We start from the raw sequence: 14,287 nt of genomic DNA, 5'->3' as shown, positions 1-14,287 counted from the left end.
CGCTGGAGCGGACGCGCACGGGCCGCTTCGCGAAGGACACCTTTCAGGCGGTGCGCGGCCTCGCACGAGGCTTCCAGGGCGAGAACATCCGCCTGCGGGCCGCGGCGCTCACCTACATCAGCGTCTTCTCCCTGGTGCCGCTGCTGACGGTGGTGGTGGCCCTGCTCGGGGCCTACCACCAACAGGAGATCCAGCATCGCCTGCGGGAGCTCGATCTTCGCGGTGATGGCCCCCGGCGTGCGCGAGGAGTCGGCGGCCTTCCTCGAGGGCTTCCTGGAGCCGGGCCACACGACGGCCATCGGAAGCGCGGGCTTCCTCGGCCTGCTCTTCTCGGCGGGCTCGCTGCTGCACAACATCGACGTCTCGCTGAACGAAATCTGGGGCGTGAAGAACCACCGCTCCTGGCTGGTGCGCGGGCTCATCTACGCGGGGCTGCTGCTGCTGGGGCCGCTGATGCTGGCCATCTCGTTCACGGGGTCGGGCGTGGTCCGCTCCTTCCTGGAGGGCACCCACGCGCCGCTCGTCGTGGACCTCTTCGAGCTGCTGTTCGGCGCCCTGTCTCCCCTCATGGCGGCGAGTGGGCTCACCCTGCTCTACTACGTGACGCCCAACACCCACCTGCGCCTGCGCTCGGCGCTCGCGGGCGGGCTGGTGGCGGGAGCGGCCTGGAGCGTGGCGCGGCATGTGTACACGGGGATCGCCGCGTACAGCTTCCGCCACAACCCGCTCTACGCCTCGCTGGGCGCCCTGCCCATGTTCCTCGCGTGGCTGTACGTGGACTGGCTCCTGTTCCTCATCGGCGCCCGCCTCTCCTACGCGGTGGAGCACGCCACGTTCCGCGACTCGCTGTGGGCCTTCGGCGCCCACCCTCGCGCACGGGAGTTGGTGGCCGCCCGGGTGGCCCAGGAGACCACGCTCGTCTGGTTCGACGGCGCGACGCCTCCCCTGCCCCGGGATCTGGCCCTGCGCCTCCGGGTCGCCGAGGCCCTCGTCGACGAGGTGGTGGACGACCTCGAACGGGCGGGCCTGGTCGAGCGCCACCGGAGGGGAGGCATCCTGCCAGCCCGCGCTCCGGCCGAGCTCACCCTGGCCGACCTGACACTCGCCGTCCACGGCGTCTACAACCCCGTGGAGCCCGGAGCCCACACGACTCCACGAGCCCCCGGTTTCGAGGTCCTGGACGCCTTCTTCCAGGAGTCGGACCGTGCGGGCCTGGACGTGCTGCGCCGGACCCGGTGGGTGGACCTCGCCATCCTGGTGCGCCCGGGCCTCGCGGAGGCCCAGGTGGCCACCGCCTCGACGCCCGCTCCAGCCGAGGACGTAGCGGGAAGCGGAAATCCGTAACGTTTCTAAGAGGTTGGCGGTCCTCGCGCCTTGCGTGCCGCCCCCGTTCTGTTATGTTTTTGGGATTCGACTACGGGCCAAGCGCCCTGTTTCCGAGGAGTCAAGCGGTTTGCGGGAGCGTGCGATGCTGAAGTCCGATCTGATCAACGTCCTCGTCGGCAAGAAGGGGATGACGCAGAAACAGGCCGAGGCCACGGTCGAGACAATCTTCGAGTCCATGAAGGAGGCGCTCTGCCGCGGGGAGAACATCGAGATCCGCGGCCTGGGCGCCTTTCATGTGAAGAACTACCAGGGCTACCAGGGCCGCAACCCCAAGACGGGACAGATCATCCCCGTGAAGCCCAAGCGGGGCCTGCTGTTCCGCACGGGCAAGGAGCTGCGCGACCGGGTCAACCGGCCGGCCCCCCAGACCCCGCAGTCCGACATCTCGTTCGACCCCAAGAGCGGCAGCGGCACCTACTAACCCCCCCGCTCAACGCCCCAGGGGCACGGGTGACAGCCGCCCCAAGGGGCGGATCTGCAGGTTCATGTCCAGCTCGCCATAGGTGAGCACCGCGACGTCCGGGAAGGCGCCCTCGCACAGCTTGCGCAGGGTCCGCCGGACGTCGGGCGCGGTGAGCAGCACCGTCTGTCCGCCCGTGGCGAGGTGCTTCACCCCCTCCAGGATCTCCGCCACCCGCTCGGGCGAGGGCGCCGGCCCACGGGGCCCGCCGGAGCGCAGCGTCTCCTCGATCTCCGGATCCACCAGGTAGGCGAAGAGCGGCCCGGATGGGGCGAACTTGTGGCTGAGGTAACGGGACAGCGCCTGGCGGCAGCGCTCGGCCAGGGCCGTCGCATCCCCCTCGGTCGTGGGAGCCACCAGCGCCTCGAGGATGGCGCGCATGTTGCGGATGCTCACCTGCTCCTCCACGAGCTTGCGCAGGACCTCGGTGAGCAGCGGCAGCGGGACCTTCTGGAGCGCTTCCTTCACCAGCGTGGGGGCCTGGGCCTCGAGCCCGTCCAGCAGCCCCTGCACCTCCTGGATGCCGAGGAACCCCGCCGTGCGGGCGCGGATGATGCTCCGCAGGTGCTCGGCGATGAGCTCCCCCGCGTTCCGAAGCGGCACCTGCGCCATCTCCAGACGTGCACGCGCCTCCGCCGGCACGCGGCTGATGAGTTTGCCGGTGGAGGGCTCCATCGCGGGCTCCGCCTTCAGCTCCAGGAAGGCCAGCTCCTCCGGCTGCGCCAGCGCATAGAGTGCTCCGGGCACCACCTGTCCCATCGCCGCGGGCACCTCATCCATCAGGATGCGGTAGCTGCCCGCTGGCAGATAGGCGGCCTCGGTCCGCACCCGGATGCCCGGCACACGCACGCCCAGCTCGTAGAAGAGCTCGTCCCGTACCCGGTTGAGCACCTGGTGCACGAACGCGCCCCCCTGCTCCTGGGCCAGCGGGGTGAGGTCCGGCGCAAGGTCCACCGTCAGCGGGGCCACGCCCACCGGGGCCACCGTGCTCTCGGGAGGCGCTCCCGGTCCGCCCTGCGCCGCCTCCCCTGCTTCGGATTTGCCCTCGGCCTGGGCCATGGCGGCATCCTCCTCCGCCGCGGCGGCCTTCATCCGCGCGAGGGAATGCGCGAGTCCCCCCAGGGCCGCCCCCAGCCCGAGAAACGTCAGGTGCGGCATCCCCGGCATCGCGGCGAGGGCCACACAAAGCGCGGCCACCACCCAGAGCGCCTTGGCCTCGCCGAAGAGCTGCGCGCCAATCTCCGCGCCGAGCGAGTCGTCTTCCTTCTCCGAGGCCACGCGCGTGACGACGAGGCCCGCCGCCACCGCGATGCACAGGGAGGGAATCTGCGACACCAACCCGTCACCGATGGCGATGAGCGCGTAGGTGGAAGCCGCGTCCGCCATCGTCATCCCGTTCTGCAGGATGCCGATGCAGATGCCGCCCAGGAGGTTCACCGCCACGATGACCAGACCGGCGATGACGTCTCCCTTCACGAACTTCATCGCGCCATCCATGGCGCCGAACATCTGCGACTCGCGCTCCAGGTTCCGGCGCCGGCGGCGGGCCTGTGCCTGATCAATGGCGCCCGCGCGCAGGTCCGCGTCGATGGACATCTGCTTGCCCGGCATCGCGTCCAGGGTGAAGCGCGCGGAGACCTTGGCCACGCGCTCGGCGCCCTTGGCCACCACGAGGAACTGCACCAGCGTGAGGATGGCGAAGATGACCGCGCCAACGACGTAGTCCCCCCGCACCACGAACTCGCCGAAGGCCTGGATGACCTCTCCCGCATGTCCCTCCGCGAGCGCCAGCCGCGTGGACGACACGTTGAGCGCGAGCCGGAAGAGCGTGGTGAACAGCAGCAATGTCGGGAAGGACGTCACCTTCAGCGCGTCCCGGGCGTAGAGCGCCGCCACCAGCAGCGCCACCGCCGCCGCCAGGTTGATGGCCAGCCCCAGGTCCAACAGCCAGGGCGGCAGCGGGATGATCAACGCACCGAGCACCGCGACCATCGCCGCCGCGAGCACCACGTCCGAGGACTTGCGAGCCCTCATGAGAATCTTCATCAGTCGGTTCATGACGTCTGCCTCCGTGGATGGTCGTCCACGTCCTGCGACTCCTGCGCTACCCGGAGGACCGCCGCGGCGGCCTGGTACAGCTCCTCGGGGATCTCCTCCCCGACGTCGTAGTGGATGAGGCTGCGGGCCAGCGGCACGTCCCGGACCACCGGGACTCCGAGCCGCTCGGCCTCACGCCTCAGTGAGAGCGCGTCCGCCTCCCGCCCCTTGGCGACGAGGTAGGGCGCCTCACACTCTTCCGTGGCATAGCGGAGCGCGATCGCGATGTGCGTGGGGTTGACGACCACGACGCTCGCCTTCTGCACTCCACGTGCCGGACCTCCCGCGGCCAACTGGCGGTGCAGCGCCTTGCGTTGGCCCTTGTGGTGCGGGTCGCCCTCGCTCTCCTTGTGCTCCCGCTTCACTTCCTCGCGCGTCATCATCAGGTCCTTCACGTGCTTGCGGCGTGCGAGTGCGTAGTCGCCCACGCCCAGCACCACGAGGACCCACGTGAGCCGGAGGGTGAGCGGCCCGAGCCGGCCCAGGATGTGCTCCAGCCCCAGCGGGCCCTCCAGCCAGGCCGCGCGGAGTACGTCCGGTCCGGCCTCCACGGCCGCGCTCCAGAGAAGCCACACCACCACCGCGGTCACGAGCAGCGCCTTGCCCAGTTCGATGAGCGGTCTCAGGCTGAAGAGCTTCTTCAAGCCCTCCGCCGGGTTGATGCGCTCGAGCTTCGGCATCACGTGCTCCGTGTTCAGCTCGAAGCCCACCGTGGCCACGGACACCGCGAGAGATGCCAGCAGTGCGCCCCCGAGCGCGGGGCCCACCAGGAGCGCCATCAACCCCACTGCTTCCTGCAATGCGCCCGTCGGCTCCTGGTGCAACATCAACCGGGCCGTCCACTCCTTCAGCCTCGCGAAGCCCGTGGGTGCCGACGCGGTGAGGCCGAGCAGCCCTCCGAGTGTCACCACGCTGGAGGACAGCAGGCGGCTGCGCGGAATCTGTCCCTTGCGGCGCGCCTCGCGCAGGCGCTTCGCCGAGGGTTGCTCCGTCTTCTCGCTCACCGCGCCACCTCCCCGAGCCGGAACAGCGCGCCGTCCACCGAGAGGAAGCCCGCGAGCAGCCGCTCACAGAGGATGCCCACCGCGAGCCACAGCAATGCGCCTCCCGCCAGGATGCGCAGCGGCGCTCCCAGCTCCTGGAGGTTCACCTGGGGGGCGGCGCGCGACACCATCCCCAACAGACAGTCCACCGCCATCACCGCCGCGGCGATGGGTGCTCCCACCGCGAGCCCCGTGGCCATCGCGCCCCCAGCGAGTCCCACCACATGCATCACCGCCGCCTCGGTGGGCACGTACGCGCCGAGCCTCACCCACCCGAAGCCACGCACCAATCCGGAGAGCACGACGGGCATCAGCCCTCCCGTCACCACCAGTCCGACGAGGAGCTGGTAGAGCGCATCTCCCGTAGCGGATTCGCGCGTCCCGGCCACGGGCAGGCTCGCCTCCGCCGAGGTGCCCCGGAACAAGTCGATGAAGCGCCCGCCCATCCGCGCCGCGTCGAAGGGCAGCGCCGCCACCAATCCCACGGACGTGCCGTAGGTGAGTTCCTTGATCGCCAGGGCGGCCAGTTGCATCGGTGTCTCCACCGGCTCCGGCAGGGACACTCCCGCCACATGGTGCAGGAAGAGCGCGAGGCTCAGCACCAGGGCGAGCTTCACCGTCGTCGGCGCCGCCTGTCCCCCCAGGAGAGGGCAGAGGAAGGCCACTGGCAGCAGCCGCGCGGAGCACAAGGCCACCGCCAGCACACCCGGCCCCAGGGGCTCGAGCTGTGCGCGAAGCAGCTCGAGGGTCACCCGCCCACCTCCGCGATGACTCGCAGGACTCGATGCGCGAAGAGCGTGAGCTGCCCGGCGATCCACGGTCCGGCCACCACCAGGGCCAGCACCGCCGCGCACAGCTTGGGCACCACCGTGAGGGTGCTCTCCTGAAGCTGCGTGGTGGCCTGGAAGAGGCTCATCAGGAAACCCACCACCAGGCTGGCTCCGATGGGCGGCAGGGAGGCGAGCACCATCAACAACAGCGCCTCGCGGCCCAGTGCGAGCAGGACGTCCTGGGTCATGGCATCACCGGTAACCGAGGATGAGGCCCCGAGCGAGCAGCGCCCAGCCATCCACGGCCACGAAGAGGAGGATCTTGAAAGGCAGGCTCACCTGGCTCGGTGACAACGACTGCATTCCGAGCGCGAGCAGGATGTTGGCGACGACCATGTCCAGCACCAGGAACGGGAGGAAGACGAGGAAGCCAATCTGGAAGGCCTCCGTCAGCTCGGTGATGACGAAGGCCGGAATGACCACGAAGAGGTCTTCCTCGTGGACCTGGTCCGCCTCCTCGGGCGGCCGCAGCTCGCGCGCCAGGTCCAGGAAACGGGCCCGCTCCTCCGGGCTGCCATGCTTCACCAGGAAGGCGCGCAGCGGCTCGGTCACCCTCTCCGCCGCGCTGATGATCTGCGCCCCGGAGCCGACGTCCTGGTAGACGGCCTGCCCCACGTCGTACATGCGCTCCATCACCGGCGCCATGATGTGCCCCGTCAGCACCGCTGCGAGCCCCGTGAGCACGATGGTCGGCGGCGCCTGCTGCGTTCCCATCGCCGAGCGGGCCAGTGACAACACCACGGCGATCTTCGAGAAGCTGGTCAGCATCAGCACCGCGAAGGGCAGCAGCGACATCAGCGCCAGCATCCCCATCATCGACAGCGGGCTGCCAGCGAAGGACATCTGCGAGAGCGGCGCCTCCGCCGAGGCCAGCCCGGGAACGAGCGCGCCCGCCACGAGCAACGCGCGGCTCATGACAACGTCTCCTTCTCGTAGGAGCGGGCCACCGCGCGCCGCTTCGACCGGGTCTTCACTCGCACGGGGGCGTGCGCCCGGCGGATCTCCGCGAAGGAGTCTCCAAAGGCCACGAGGTAGCGGCTCCCCTCCACCTCCACCAGTGCCAGTCCACAGCGCGGCGACAGGCCCGTCCTGGACACCACCCGCATGCGCTCGGTGAGTGCGAAACGGACGTCGGCCCGTCCACGCCGCACGAGCCACCACCCCAGGCCCCCCAGGGCCGCGGCCCCCAGCAGCCCCCGGGCCAACACAGCCGCCGACACGCCGCCCAACTGGGCCAGCGCGGACAATCCGAGCACGAGCCCAAGCGCCAGGAGCAGCTTGTTCCGCGGAGACATGGAGTCGAGCAGGGTCTTCATGGGCGCGCTCATGGCAGCAGGGTGAGGATGCGGGCCCCCACCTCGCCCTCGATGTCCACGAGCTCCGCCCGAGCCACGGCCCGATCGCCCACGCGCAGCAGCACCGGCTCGCTCGCGTTGATGTGCAGCGGCAGCAGCGCCCCCGGCTTCAACCCCGCCAGCTCCGAGAGCGGCAGCAGCAGCCTCGTCAGCTCGATCTCCACTTCCACCGGCAGCGGGGGCATTCCCTCGCTCCGCTCGATTACGGTCGCCATGTCCGACTCCTGGAAAAGTCCGCGCTTGCGCGCGTGGTTCAACGAGAAACCCTCGGGAGTGAAGTCACCCGTCAGCTCGAAGCCGCGCAGGACGATGCGCCCGAGGCCCGACAGCTCCGTGCCCTCCCGGCGCAGCCCCTCGAAAAGAACGACGTCTCCCGGCCCGAGCGACTCCAAGGCCTTGCCCGGCAGGGACGTGCAGCCCACGAAGCAGCGGGCCTCCAACCGCGCCGCCAGCACCTCGGGTGCGAGCGCCGTGTCACGCTCCGCTGGCAGCTCCTTCAACGCCCCCTCCAGCACCACGGCGGGAAGTACCAGCCGCCCACCCGCCGTCGTCTGCCCCACCGTCACCGTCAGCTCCACACCCAGGTGGCGCTGCCGGGCATCGAGCCGCGCCAGTGCCTCCGTGCGATTCATCGTCACCGCGACGAGACGCGGACCGAACCGCCGGTGCAGCTCCTCCTGGCCGCGCAGCGCGTACAGCGCCGACAGGCCCAGGAAGGCGAAGGAGGCCTCCTCCAGGCGCGTCAGCTCCGTGATGGGACCGGGCTTCGTCCCCGCCCCCGCCAGGCGCTCCAGCGCGGCGAAGAGCACCGTCGGCTCCAGCTCCAGCACCGCCGTCCCCCCCGTCGCCGACAGGTCCACCAGGGCGAAGGCCGCCGTGTGCGCCAGCCCCGCCGCCGGCATCACCACCGCCTCCAGCAATCGCGCCTCCGCTCGGACGGGGCACCCCAGCTCCCGGCCGAGCGCCTCGCACACCCCCTGGAGCGCCTGCCGCGCGAGCCGCACCACCTGGGGCCGCTCGTTCAGCGTCACGTGGGCCCGCGACAGCCGGCGTGTACCGAGCCGGCGCAGCTTCATCGGCTTCAACGTCGTGGACTGACTGCTCTCTCCGAGAGGACTCTGCATGGTTCGCTCCGTGCGGCGGACGCACTGCTCCTGTTCACGGCCGATGCCAACGGCCGTGCCCGCGAAAACGAGGGGTTGGATGTCAGGGGCCGTCCCGGCTCGGGACGGGGTGTCTCAACGCGTGGCTTCGCGGATGAGCCGCTCGGCCAGGGCGCACACCGCCGGGGTGGCCGCAGCGCCGGGCGGTTCCACCTGGCGCTCCGGGAAGAGGCTGCGGTGATAGGGCGGCAGTCTCCGGAAGAGCTCCCGCCCCAGTACCTCTGGAGCCTCCTCCATCACCGCCCGCAGCCGCGCCGCGGCATCCGGCCGCACTCCGAATTCCACCGCCACCCGTGCCTGCCGCCTCGCCGAGGAGAGCGCGGAGAAGCCCGCCAGGTGGTTCTTCGCCTGCCTCACCTCCGGCTCCCGCAAGCCCTCGAGCAGCGCCCCCGCCCGCTCCCGCCCAAAGACGAGCGCCACCAGGGCAATCCGCTCCAGGGGCAGCGAAACAGGAGTCGGGCCCTTCACCGGCTCCGGATACGTTGGCTTCCTGGCGGGCTCCGGCGGCGGACTCCGGGGAGCCCGGACCGCCACCGTCGGCTCCGGCCCTGGCGTCTTCGCGCCAGGACGTTCGATGCGCGTCACCTCCATGTCTCATCCCCCCACAAGCTCACGCCACCTTGCGCGCGGCCCCAGGTGTCACCACCGGGCGCGCGGGGGCCGGTGGCGCCGCGGGCTTCGCTTCCGCTCTCGCCCGGTAGTGCCGCAGACGCAGCGTCATGAGGATCAACCCCACCGAGAGCCCCGTCACCGCCAGGGACAGCACCGCCAGCAGCACCCGCAGCCGCGCCAGCGGAGACGCCCCGGGCGGAGGCGCCACCACGCGCGTGGACACCTCGTCCACCATGAGGGACACCGACTCGGAGGCGAGCCCCTCCACGCCTCCCGCGAGCAGCGACCGCAGCAGCTCCCGCGAGCCCTTGATCGTCTCCGCGTAACCGGGTGCCACCCGCAGCATCGCCGAGGCCTTCGACGGCACCGGCGGCTGTCCCGGCCTCGGCGGCGGCGGCACCACCAGGTGCACACGCGCGAGGATGACCCCCTCCACCGTCTGGAGCGTCTTCTCCAGCCCCTGCTCCATCACCCTCACCCGGCAGAGCTGCTCCTCCACCGGCGTCCGCACCAGCCCGCCTCCGCCGAAGACGTCACAGCCCTCGTCCGCCTTGGGCCTCGGCAGCCCCAGCTCCGCGAGGATGCGCACCGCGTCCGAGGACTGCTCCTCGGTCACCTCGATGGCCCACGTGGGCTTCTTGCCCGCCTCGGGCACCTTGCGCGCATCGAGCCCCCGCTCGACGAGCACCGTCTGCAACTCGTTGGCCTGGCGCTCGTCCAGGCCGTGCTGGATGCGCTCCCGGCACCCCGTGGCACACAGGAGCAGCAGGAAGAGACAGCGTCGGAAGTTCATGGGCATCCTCACACCTGGGTCTGCAGCACCTGCTTGACGCCACCGGTCGCCTTCTCGACGACCTTCCCGGCGAGATCGAGCTCCTGGCTCGCCCGGTACACGTGGGCCTGGACGGCCAGCAGCTCCGCCGGAGTGAACGACCTGCCGGACTCGGCCAGCGCCAGGAGGTTGTCCAACCGCTTCTGCGCCTCGGTCACCCGGTCCAGCACCTGCACCGCCTGCTGCGACTTCGCCGCCTGCACCGAGTCCACCCGCCCCCCGGCCCGCACCTCCGACGTCCCTCCCGCGGCCTTCTCCACTCCCTCCGCCTTGCACGTCCCGCGCGCCGCCTCCGTCTTCTCCGGGGCCGCCACCTGGGGCGTGCCCTCGGTGGCGACCCGGGGCCCCGGATGCTTCGCCGGGCCCTTCACCCCCTCCAGTACCTCGCCGAACCGCGCCTTCCCCGAGGGCTCCTGCGCGGGCGTCGCTCCCGCCCCGCCAATCGCCCCCACCTTGTCGATGGCCATGGCTCGCCCCTAGCGGATGTTGTTGATGGCGGCCTTCGCCGAGTCGTGGCGCACCTTCATGATGTTGGAGATGGCGTTGTGCGCCCGGCTCTCCGCCTGCATCTCGTTCTGCAGGTTCATGTAGGCCAGGTTCATCTTCATCCCCTCGGCCTGCATCTCCCGCTGCGCCGCCAGCAGGTCCCACTGCTCTCCCCCTCCCGCGGTGCCACCCACTCCTCCCGCACCGCCCACCGCCGACGCCCCCCCGACAGACGAGGCCGTCGACGACACCACCGAGCTGATGCTCGCCACCGCCGCGCTCACCATCGGGGCCCCCGGCATCATCGACGCCGCGATTCCCGCTCCCGCCTTCACCACCTCCTGCGCCGTCCGCGCGAACACCGTGCCGAAGTCGTTCTGTGGCGTCTGCCTCGCCACCGTCGGGGTGATGGACAGCGAGCCAATCCGATTGCCGTTCTCCACGTGATGCCTCCTGCGCTTGGGATGCGCCGGGGCTTCTTCAGCCGGCATGCCAGGCGGCGAGCGCAGTCTTCCCGGGCACATGGCGGCGTCCCCACCCGGGCAACCCTCCACGGCGTGGAGCGCACATCCGCGCGCGTGGACGGTCAGGCGGTGCTGGCGGGCTCCGGACGAAAAGTTGCGACCCCCCAGGGCTGCTCCAGACTGTAGCTCCCTGTCGCACCCCGAGGAGGTTCCCCATGTTGCCGTCCACTCCCCCCCTGCGCCCCCAGGAGCGCTTCCACCCGCGCGTGGACGCCAACTGGATGGTGAAGGTGCACCTGGGCGAGCGCACCGTGCTCGTCAAGGCGCGCGACCTCTCCATGGCGGGCCTGTTCCTCCACGGCCATCCCCCGGACACCACGAAGCAGCTCTCCCTCACGCTGCCGCTGCCCGGCATCGGGGACATCACCGCCACGTGCAACGTCGTCCGCCGCGCCGCGCATGGCGTGGCGCTCGAGTTCGCGGACCTGGATTGGGATCACTTCCTGCTGCTGGCGCGCTACCTCCACCCGCGCCTGCCCTGAGCCGGGCCTCGCCTCACACCACCCGGCGCAGCCGCTCCACCAGCGCCATCAGCTCCGCGCCCTTGAAGGGCTTCTGGATGTAGCCATCCGCTCCCGCCATGGTGGCGCTCTCCATGTCCGACTTCTTGGACTTGGCGGTGAGCATGTAGACGGGCACCTTCGACGTCGAGGGATCGCTCTTGAGCATCCGGCACACCGAGATGCCGTCCAACTGCGGCAGCACCACGTCCATCAGCACGAGCTGGAAGGGGCGGCTCTTGGCCAGCTTCAATCCCTCGATGCCATTGGCGGCGCATACGACCTCCACGGCCCCGTCGCTCAACATGGAACGCACGAGTTCCCGGATGACGGGCTCGTCCTCGACCAGGAGGATGTGGAAGGGATTCTGCAGGTTGGCACCCATGGGACTCACTCGTATGCGAGTGCCTCCACCACGTTGAGGGTGGCGGCACGACGCGCAGGATACAGCCCGGCCACGATGGCGCACAGGGTCGATGCAACCCCCATGATGACCGCCAGCCGGGCGGGAAAAATATAGGGAAAGCTCCACCCCGTGGCCTGACCGCCTACCACGTCGGTGATGAGGACCCCCATCCAAAGGCCCGCCAGCCCTCCGATGAGCCCTCCTGACAGGCCGATGAAGCCCGCCTCCCCCACGAACAGCCAGACGATGTGGGACCGGGCCGCGCCCACCGCCCTCAACAGGCCGATCTCCCGGGTCCGGTCCAGCACCGCCGCCAGCAGCGTGTTGACCACCCCCAGCAGCGCCAGCAGCACCGCCACCACCTCCATCGCGTAGGAGACGGAGAAGGCCTCGTCGATGAGCGCGGTGGCCTCCTGGCGCAGATCCGCGTTGCTCAACACGTAGAGCTGGTGGCGCTCCCCCCACCGCTCGCTGATGGTCCGGCGCAGCTCGTCCAGCCGCGAGCGGTCCGACAGGTACAGCTCGAAGGTGTCCACCCGGTCGTCCTGGAAGTGCGCCTGGTACACCTCGCGCGCCAGGAAGACGACCCCCTGATCCGAGGTGTAGTCCACCGCCACCCCGGCCACCGTGTAGGTGCGCGCGCCCGTGGGGGTGGACATCTCGAAGGTGTCCTCCACGTGCAGGTTCCTGCGGCGCGAGAGGTTCTCCGAGATGAGGACGCGCCCGCCCAGCCGCTCCTCGCGCGTGGGCAGGCGGCCCTCCAGGAGCTGGGGCTTGCCGTGGCGCTCGTAGATTTCGGGGATGAGGGAGATGACGTAGGCGCGCAGGCCGAGCACGTCGTGGGGCAGCACGCGGACCCGGTCCACCTCCGACACGCCGGGCAGCGCCGCGAGCTCCTCGGCCAGCTCCGGTGCCATGGGCTGGTTGCGGCTGCCCGCGATGCGCGCCGCGGAGGTGAGGAAGAGGTCCGCCGGCACCGATTGATCCAACCACCGGTGCGCGACCGAGCGGAAGGAGCCCACGAAGCCGGCGATGCACACCGACATGGCCACGCCGATGGCCAGCGCGGACACCGGGACGGCCGTGCGCGCGGGCGCTCGCGCGAAGTTGTCCGCCGCCAGCCGGCCACTCACCCCCAGCAGCGCCTCGCCGGGACGCTGGTAGACGTGCCACAGCAGGCGCAGCACCTGCGGAGCCAACAACGTGGTCCCCATCAGCACGAGGAAGATGGAGATGTAGCCCCCCACCGGCAGGTTCTCCACCGGCGCGGGCAGCCACGTGGCCGGATAGACGAGCAGCAGGCACCCCACGCCCAACCCCGTGGACAGGCGCGAGCTGCCCACTCCCGCGCCCTGGGCCGCGTCCCGCCGCAGCGCCTCCACCGGGAGCACGCTCGAGGCCCGCAGCGCCGGCATCAGGGCCGCGAAGCCACTGCCCAGCACGCCGAGCGCCACACCCAGCCCCAGCTCCAGCGGGCCCACCGTCACGTCCCGCGCGTTCACCTGGATGTAGAGACTGGAGATGGCGCCGGACACCCAGCCGATGGCGAGCCGCCCGATGAGCACCCCCAGCGGCAACCCCAGCACCGTCCCCACCCCGCCCAGCACCAGCGCCTCCAGCGTGAAGAGGGCCCGGATGCGCAGGCGCGTGGCCCCCAGCGCCCGCAGCGTTCCAATCTCCCTGCGCCGCTGCACCACGCTGATCGCGATGGTGTTGTAGACGAGGAACACCCCCACCAGCAGCGCCACCCCGGAGCCCAGGTTCAGCCCCATCTGGAAGCTGCGCACCATGGTGGCCACCGAGCCGCCCCGCCGTGACGGGCGCTCCACCTCGAAGCCTCCGCCCAGCGCCGTGCGCAGGCGCTCGCGCACCGCGTCCACGCCCACCAACGGGTCCACCGCCACGTCGATGCGATCCAACGTCCGCTCGCGCCCGAAGGCCGCCTGCGCCGACGCCACGTCCATCACGCCCACCGAGCCGCCGAAGGCCTTCACCGGCCCCGACTCGCGAATGAGCGCGTGCACCACGAAGTCCTGGGGCCCGCTCCCGGTGACGAGCTGGAAGCCGTCCCCCACCTTCAATCCCCGCTCGCGCGCGAAGCGCTCCGAGACGAGCATCCGGTCCGTCGAGTTGAGGAACTCCAGGTCATCCGACAGCGCGCCCAGATCCCGGTCCACCCCCTCGTAGGTGCGGAAGTGGCCGTCATCCAGCAGATCCACGCCCATCACATAGAGGCGCTCGCCCGGCGCGCCCTGGACCGGGCCAATCACCGTCATCGCCCCCGAGGCATGCGCCACCCCGGGCACCGCCCGCACCCGCTCCAGCACGGCCTCGTCGAAACCCACCTGCGAGCCCGCCACCGTGAGGTCCGCCTTCCCGGCGATGGCATCCACCGTCGAGCGGAAGGCCTCCAGCACCGAGCCATTGATGGACATCACCCCCACCATGGTCGCCACACCCACCGCCACGCCCAGCACCGTGAGGCCGGTGCGCAGCGGTGTACCCAGGATGTGACGCAGGGAGACGAGCCGGAGCAGCGAGAACATGTCCCGCGCACCTTATCCCCTCCATTGTGGCCTGGGGTGCTCGGATG

16 protein-coding genes are annotated in these 14,287 nt (G+C 70.7%); 3 read left to right on the top strand and 13 right to left on the bottom strand.

Annotation, left to right across the window (positions count from 1 at the left end; all coding sequences use genetic code 11):
* Positions 1-225 precede the first annotated feature (225 nt).
* The gene (locus tag ACN28I_RS42075; RefSeq protein WP_420948823.1) at positions 226-1,344 is read left to right on the top strand and encodes a YhjD/YihY/BrkB family envelope integrity protein; all 1,119 of its coding nucleotides are present in this window, start codon (positions 226-228) and stop codon (positions 1,342-1,344) included.
* Positions 1,345-1,468: 124 nt separating this feature from the next.
* Entirely contained in the window at positions 1,469-1,807 is a 339-nt protein-coding gene (locus ACN28I_RS42070) for an HU family DNA-binding protein (RefSeq protein WP_329725806.1), read from the top strand.
* A gap of 9 nt (positions 1,808-1,816) precedes the next feature.
* Here the strand turns inward: ACN28I_RS42070 and sctV are convergent, their stop codons facing one another.
* The 11 genes from sctV to ACN28I_RS42015 all read right to left on the bottom strand — a co-directional run bounded on the left by sctV (position 1,817) and on the right by ACN28I_RS42015 (position 10,707).
* A complete protein-coding gene (gene sctV / locus ACN28I_RS42065; RefSeq protein ID WP_420947505.1) occupies positions 1,817-3,904 on the bottom strand; it encodes a type III secretion system export apparatus subunit SctV in 2,088 nt (695 codons plus the stop codon).
* On the bottom strand, positions 3,901-4,947 hold the full coding sequence (locus ACN28I_RS42060; RefSeq protein WP_420947504.1) for an EscU/YscU/HrcU family type III secretion system export apparatus switch protein: 1,047 nt from the start codon (positions 4,945-4,947) through the stop codon (positions 3,901-3,903). Before ACN28I_RS42060 ends, sctV begins: the two co-directional genes overlap by 4 nt.
* Entirely contained in the window at positions 4,944-5,738 is a 795-nt protein-coding gene (locus tag ACN28I_RS42055; RefSeq protein WP_420947503.1) for an EscT/YscT/HrcT family type III secretion system export apparatus protein, read from the bottom strand. The genes ACN28I_RS42060 and ACN28I_RS42055 overlap by 4 nt, the downstream gene beginning before the upstream one ends.
* Positions 5,735-6,004: a flagellar biosynthetic protein FliQ gene (locus ACN28I_RS42050; protein ID WP_324960552.1), complete on the bottom strand. Its 270-nt coding sequence runs from the start codon at positions 6,002-6,004 to the stop codon at positions 5,735-5,737. The genes ACN28I_RS42055 and ACN28I_RS42050 overlap by 4 nt, the downstream gene beginning before the upstream one ends.
* Before the next feature lie 4 nt (positions 6,005-6,008).
* Positions 6,009-6,731, bottom strand: coding sequence for a type III secretion system export apparatus subunit SctR (gene sctR / locus ACN28I_RS42045; protein WP_420947502.1), 723 nt, complete (start codon positions 6,729-6,731; stop codon positions 6,009-6,011).
* Positions 6,728-7,132, bottom strand: coding sequence for a flagellar biosynthetic protein FliO (locus ACN28I_RS42040; RefSeq protein WP_420947501.1), 405 nt, complete (start codon positions 7,130-7,132; stop codon positions 6,728-6,730). The genes sctR and ACN28I_RS42040 overlap by 4 nt, the downstream gene beginning before the upstream one ends.
* Positions 7,133-7,140: 8 nt before the next feature.
* Positions 7,141-8,295, bottom strand: a complete 1,155-nt coding sequence (locus ACN28I_RS42035) for a FliM/FliN family flagellar motor switch protein (RefSeq protein ID WP_420947500.1) — start codon at positions 8,293-8,295, stop codon at positions 7,141-7,143.
* A gap of 114 nt (positions 8,296-8,409) precedes the next feature.
* Entirely contained in the window at positions 8,410-8,925 is a 516-nt protein-coding gene (locus ACN28I_RS42030) for a hypothetical protein (protein WP_420947499.1), read from the bottom strand.
* Positions 8,926-8,944: 19 nt separating this feature from the next.
* Positions 8,945-9,745: a flagellar M-ring protein FliF gene (locus ACN28I_RS42025; RefSeq protein ID WP_420947498.1), complete on the bottom strand. Its 801-nt coding sequence runs from the start codon at positions 9,743-9,745 to the stop codon at positions 8,945-8,947.
* A gap of 2 nt (positions 9,746-9,747) precedes the next feature.
* Positions 9,748-10,245 carry an ATP-dependent helicase HrpB gene (locus ACN28I_RS42020; RefSeq protein WP_420947497.1) on the bottom strand — a complete coding sequence of 166 codons (498 nt, stop codon included), beginning with the start codon at positions 10,243-10,245 and terminating at the stop codon, positions 9,748-9,750.
* Positions 10,246-10,254: 9 nt separating this feature from the next.
* Complete coding sequence (locus tag ACN28I_RS42015; protein ID WP_420947496.1) at positions 10,255-10,707, bottom strand: hypothetical protein; 453 nt, start codon at positions 10,705-10,707, stop codon at positions 10,255-10,257.
* A gap of 236 nt (positions 10,708-10,943) precedes the next feature.
* Between ACN28I_RS42015 and ACN28I_RS42010 the strand changes: the two genes are divergently transcribed.
* Entirely contained in the window at positions 10,944-11,270 is a 327-nt protein-coding gene (locus ACN28I_RS42010) for a PilZ domain-containing protein (RefSeq protein ID WP_420947495.1), read from the top strand.
* A gap of 13 nt (positions 11,271-11,283) precedes the next feature.
* On the opposite strand, the gene ACN28I_RS42005 is transcribed toward ACN28I_RS42010, so the two are convergent.
* On the bottom strand, positions 11,284-11,673 hold the full coding sequence (locus ACN28I_RS42005) for a response regulator (RefSeq protein ID WP_329725820.1): 390 nt from the start codon (positions 11,671-11,673) through the stop codon (positions 11,284-11,286).
* A 5-nt stretch (positions 11,674-11,678) separates the two neighbouring features.
* Positions 11,679-14,240 (bottom strand): ABC transporter permease, encoded by a 2,562-nt coding sequence (locus tag ACN28I_RS42000; protein ID WP_420947494.1) that lies wholly within the window; start codon positions 14,238-14,240, stop codon positions 11,679-11,681.
* Between the last annotated feature and the right edge of the window lie 47 nt (positions 14,241-14,287).

The sequence above is a fragment of the Archangium gephyra genome, from assembly GCF_049060025.1.
Lineage (GTDB): Bacteria > Myxococcota > Myxococcia > Myxococcales > Myxococcaceae > Archangium > Archangium gephyra_A.
Note: the sequence above shows the minus strand (reverse complement) of the source record. Positions and strands in the feature narration are given on the sequence as shown.

Excerpts from the sequence above, each read along its gene's own strand:
- ACN28I_RS42075 (WP_420948823.1), top strand. The coding sequence starts at position 226 with ATGGCCCCCGGCGTGCGCGAGGAGTCGGCGGCCTTCCTCGAGGGCTTC.
- ACN28I_RS42070 (WP_329725806.1), top strand. The coding sequence starts at position 1,469 with ATGCTGAAGTCCGATCTGATCAACGTCCTCGTCGGCAAGAAGGGGATG.
- sctV (WP_420947505.1), bottom strand. The coding sequence starts at position 3,904 with ATGAACCGACTGATGAAGATTCTCATGAGGGCTCGCAAGTCCTCGGAC.
- ACN28I_RS42050 (WP_324960552.1), bottom strand. The coding sequence starts at position 6,004 with ATGACCCAGGACGTCCTGCTCGCACTGGGCCGCGAGGCGCTGTTGTTG.
- sctR (WP_420947502.1), bottom strand. The coding sequence starts at position 6,731 with ATGAGCCGCGCGTTGCTCGTGGCGGGCGCGCTCGTTCCCGGGCTGGCC.
- ACN28I_RS42040 (WP_420947501.1), bottom strand. The coding sequence starts at position 7,132 with ATGAAGACCCTGCTCGACTCCATGTCTCCGCGGAACAAGCTGCTCCTG.
- ACN28I_RS42035 (WP_420947500.1), bottom strand. The coding sequence starts at position 8,295 with ATGCAGAGTCCTCTCGGAGAGAGCAGTCAGTCCACGACGTTGAAGCCG.
- ACN28I_RS42030 (WP_420947499.1), bottom strand. The coding sequence starts at position 8,925 with ATGGAGGTGACGCGCATCGAACGTCCTGGCGCGAAGACGCCAGGGCCG.
- ACN28I_RS42025 (WP_420947498.1), bottom strand. The coding sequence starts at position 9,745 with ATGCCCATGAACTTCCGACGCTGTCTCTTCCTGCTGCTCCTGTGTGCC.
- ACN28I_RS42020 (WP_420947497.1), bottom strand. The coding sequence starts at position 10,245 with ATGGCCATCGACAAGGTGGGGGCGATTGGCGGGGCGGGAGCGACGCCC.
- ACN28I_RS42010 (WP_420947495.1), top strand. The coding sequence starts at position 10,944 with ATGTTGCCGTCCACTCCCCCCCTGCGCCCCCAGGAGCGCTTCCACCCG.
- ACN28I_RS42005 (WP_329725820.1), bottom strand. The coding sequence starts at position 11,673 with ATGGGTGCCAACCTGCAGAATCCCTTCCACATCCTCCTGGTCGAGGAC.
- ACN28I_RS42000 (WP_420947494.1), bottom strand. The coding sequence starts at position 14,240 with ATGTTCTCGCTGCTCCGGCTCGTCTCCCTGCGTCACATCCTGGGTACA.